Source organism: Paracoccus sp. J56 (assembly GCF_019633685.1).
GTDB lineage: Bacteria > Pseudomonadota > Alphaproteobacteria > Rhodobacterales > Rhodobacteraceae > Paracoccus > Paracoccus kondratievae.
Window position 1 is genome coordinate 1 of the sequence record NZ_JAFL01000064.1, and the last position, 3,841, is coordinate 3,841.

General features: G+C 61.5%; 6 protein-coding genes. 5 read left to right on the forward strand and 1 reads right to left on the reverse strand.

Going from position 1 to position 3,841, the window contains the following annotated elements; all coding sequences use genetic code 11:
- Positions 1-321 precede the first annotated feature (321 nt).
- The 5 genes from M511_RS18865 (at position 322) to M511_RS18885 (ending at position 3,301) form a co-directional block, all read left to right on the forward strand.
- Positions 322-492, forward strand: coding sequence for a hypothetical protein (locus tag M511_RS18865; RefSeq protein ID WP_176224588.1), 171 nt, complete (start codon positions 322-324; stop codon positions 490-492).
- A gap of 36 nt (positions 493-528) precedes the next feature.
- Positions 529-879 carry a DUF4150 domain-containing protein gene (locus M511_RS18870; protein ID WP_254901076.1) on the forward strand — a complete coding sequence of 117 codons (351 nt, stop codon included), beginning with the start codon at positions 529-531 and terminating at the stop codon, positions 877-879.
- A gap of 51 nt (positions 880-930) precedes the next feature.
- Positions 931-2,099, forward strand: a protein-coding gene (locus M511_RS18875; RefSeq protein WP_139824652.1) for an IS3 family transposase whose coding sequence is annotated in 2 segments (ribosomal slippage) — positions 931-1,195 and positions 1,195-2,099 — 1,170 coding nt in all. Because the reading frame shifts where the segments join, the coding sequence is not laid out codon by codon here.
- A 117-nt stretch (positions 2,100-2,216) separates the two neighbouring features.
- A complete protein-coding gene (locus M511_RS18880) occupies positions 2,217-2,555 on the forward strand; it encodes a hypothetical protein (RefSeq protein WP_085503241.1) in 339 nt (112 codons plus the stop codon).
- Positions 2,556-3,022: 467 nt separating this feature from the next.
- Entirely contained in the window at positions 3,023-3,301 is a 279-nt protein-coding gene (locus M511_RS18885) for an SH3 domain-containing protein (RefSeq protein ID WP_085503243.1), read from the forward strand.
- A 142-nt stretch (positions 3,302-3,443) separates the two neighbouring features.
- Here M511_RS18885 and M511_RS18890 read toward each other — a convergent pair.
- The coding region (locus M511_RS18890; protein WP_217809635.1) for a hypothetical protein at positions 3,444-3,841 on the reverse strand (398 nt) is incomplete at its 5' end.

Below are 3,841 nucleotides of genomic sequence, written 5' to 3' on the forward strand. Positions count from 1 at the left end.
GCTCGTCCAGCAGTTCGTCGGAAATCGTCATCGTCCTTGCTCCTCTCAGGAAGCATGGACCCAATCACCCATACACAGAAGACCTGACACTCTCCAGGAAACCCGCGGCGTCGCTCCTGCCGCGGGATCTCGACCCTGCCTGGTGGGAGGCCGCGCCTGTCGAACAGCGCCTGCCCCGGCCTCTGCCCGCCCACCCCGTGCTGGAGGCAGGAAGGCTTGTCGGCACCGGCACGGCGGATGCGCCGTCGCGCTATCCGCTGGCACCGCGCCGCGCCGGAGTTGTAGACGATCCGTGTCGATTTCGACAGGCTTCAAGTCCACATGACCTGGCTGGCGTCCTGGCGGCTGGCGAGACCCGAAGGCGACGTGACCATCGGCACCACGCGGCTTGCCGCAGGCGCGACCGACAGCTTCCGCGCCCTTCCCGAAGACGCGGCCCTGTTCGATGCCAGCCCGTCCGGCCTACTCTTCCAGCCCGAGAGTGCAGCATGACCGTCACCATCCGCGTCAACGGCCTGACCATCACCCATCGCGGTTCGGGCCGGCCGGCACAGCAACTCGGCCCCCGATGTCTGCAAGACGCCGGGCGGCGGCGTGCCGGTTCCCTATGCGATCACCGCCGTCAATCCCGACATCGACCAGGGCACCACGACCGTGCAGGCCGACGGCGGCAACATGATCGCCATCCGGCCGTCGATCTTCACGCGTTGCTCCGGCGACGAGGCCGGCTCGATGGGCGGCATCATTTCGGGCACCTTTCTCAAGCGCAGCCATTGGATCACCTATTCGCCGAATGTCCATGCCGAAGGCGAAAACATCTGGCGCCTTACCGACAAGCTGTTCATGAACGACCGCAATACCATTTGGTCTGCTCCCTGAAAAGTGGTCCTCCCTGAAGTAGGCTATTGAGCCGCTGGAGAGGACGTTGGAATGCCCCAGAAGAAGCATAAGCCCGAAGAGATCGTCGCGAAGCTGCGCCAAGTCGATGTTCTGCTGTCGCAAGGAAGATCGGTTGGCGAGGCGGTTCGCACGATCGGCGTGACGCAGTTCACGTACTATCGGTGGCGCAAGGAGTTCGGCGGCCTGAAGGGTGACCAGGTGAAGCGGCTGAAGGAGCTCGAGAAAGAGAACGACCGTCTGCGCAAGGCTGTGTCGGACCTGACGCTCGAGAAGCTGATTCTGAAAGAGGCTGCCTCGGGAAACTATTGAGCCCCGCCCGTCGTCGTCGCTGCGTTGACCATGTCATGGCAAAGTTCTCCGTCTCGGAGCGGTTTGCCTGCAAGGTTCTCGGCCAGCATCGCTCGACCCAGCGCAAGAAGCCTTGCGGCCGTGCAGATGAAGAGGCGTTGACCGCCGACATCATCCGGCTCGCTTCCCGGTATGGCCGCTATGGCTATCGCCGGATCACGGCGATGCTGCGGTTGGGGGGATGGACGGTCAACGCCAAACGCGTCGAGCGCATCTGGCAGCGGGAGGGGCTGAAGGTTCCCCAGAAGCAACCGAAGAAAGGCCGAATCTGGCTGAATGACGGATCGTGCATCCGGCTTCGGCCCGAACATCCAAATCATGTCTGGTCCTATGACTTCGTCGAGGGCCGGACCCACGATGGCAGAAAGTTCCGCATGCTCAACATCATCGACGAGTTCACCCGGGAATGCCTGGCGATCCGGATCGGTCGCAAGCTCAACTCGACCGACGTCATCGACGTTCTGTCGGACCTGTTCATTCTGCGCGGCGTGCCGGGCCATGTTCGTTCCGACAATGGCCCGGAGTTCATCGCCAAGGCTGTGCGGGAGTGGATCGTGGCCGTCGGCGCAAAGACCGCGTTCATCGAGCCGGGCAGCCCCTGGGAGAACGGCTATTGCGAGAGCTTCAACTCGAAGCTGCGCGATGAACTGCTCAACGGGGAGAGCTTCTACAGCCTCGCGGAGGCAAAGGTTATCATCGAGGCATGGCGACGCTACTACAATACCGAGCGGCCGCACTCATCGCTTGGATATAAACCGCCGGCCCCGGAGGCCATTATCTGGCCCGCGCCGTCACGCGGGTCAGCGCCATCATCTGCCCAGGCGATGGCCCAAAAGCCCATCATGCATTAAGACTGAAACCGGACCACCCCATGGGGTCAGGCCAGGCCGAAGACCCCGTCTGGTTGGCCGAATTGCTTTGGACCGTGGCACAAGGTGAGATCGCGCCTGTGCAGCGTGCGGACTGATATGCAGCAACACCTCGTCGCAATGGGCATCAGTTCCTGCCTTGGGCAGGGTCTGTGGGAGCATCATCGGAAGATTGCAGCGCGAGACCACCGCTTTCGTCGGCAGAGGACGTTTCTGGGCAGCGATTTCAAACCGCAGCTAACGGCGTTCCCCGGCGATATTTGCGAGCAATCCGCCCTCTCGCGCTTCATGGAGCTGGGGGCAGAGGCGATTGCCGATCTGATAGCCTTTCCCATGCCCCCCTTGCCGGGGCCGCGCTTGCATCTGTCTCCTGTGGTTCAGGGAAGCCTCATCCCCGCTGATCGTGCAATTCAAGCCGGCCGGCTGCTGCTGGAATGAAGGGAAGTCGCCAGGAAATAGGCTGGTCAACAGCGCAGGATTCATTCAAGATTCCCACCGAGAGCGAAGCAAGACTTCGTGAAATTTCACACCCTTGATTGTGGCGTTTCAGAGAGTCTTGCCTTTTGTGTCAAAAGGCGACCCTCTGGTGAGGTCAAGAGCTTCGCGGCTGAGTTCGCCGGGCCGGACCGCTTGCATGCACTTTGCCGTGTAACCCTAGAGGCGATCGTCGGTCACGGCCCAGAACCGCTCGTCGGACGCCCCCCCCATGCTGCATGGCCGCATTCTCCGAATGCTGCCACTCGACTGGCGCCACGGCGAAATCCCGACCAGAATCGCTGCTCCAAGGGACGGAACGGGCCTTCGATGGCTGGTCTTTTGCAAGCCTTTCATCCGCGCCCGGCACCTGCCTGCTGTCATTCAGCGTGATGGTGTCGTAGTGATGGCAAAACGATTCAGGTCAGGCAATGCGAACTCATTTTTCTGCTCTTCTCGCTCTCATGATCGTCACCGGATGCGCGGTCGGTTCTGGTGCAGTGGTAAAGGGCGTCGGGCCAGGTGATCTCCTGAAGCTGCGCGAAGGCCCTGGCCTCAACCACAACATCATCATCGGCCTGCCTGACGGAACGCGCCTCACCCGCCAGAACTGCGTCACGAACAACGGCAAGGTCTGGTGCAGGGTCTCGCTCGCCGACAGGCCCGGTATCTCGGGTTACGTTTCGGCGGACTATCTGGCGCATCGCTGACAGCAACATGGTCGGCCCAGAGCCGCCAGTCAAACCCGAGTGCGCGCCTTAGCGCAGCGCATCCGAACCGGACGCTGGTGCGCGCCGCAGCATGTCGTGGGTTGGTTGGCCGATAACGCAGGGCTCAAAAATGGCTCTGAGGTTACGATTTAACTTTCAGATCTGCGATTGCTTCGAGCATGCGAGCTATCGCTTTCGCACCTTCTGGCGTTTCATCCCATATCCTTCGAATGCTCGACTGAACCTGCGCCCAAGAAGGATCAGACCTCTCCGCCCTGGCCTCTGACCTTGGGAGCTTGACGTCCAGTGCCATGCAAACTTGCACGACATTGTGGCTCAGGGTTTTGAAGCTACCGGCGCAAATCCGGCTGACCTGACTTGGGTGGACGCCGGCGACCCGTCCAATCGCGGCGTTCGTTATGCGCTTTTTCGTGTATGCCTTGGCGATTTTGGCTCGAATCGCATCAAGTTGCTTGTCAGATGTCAACGGCGGAGCAAAAGTCGGCCGGGGCGGCGGCGTAAAGTCCGGCCAGTTGGGGG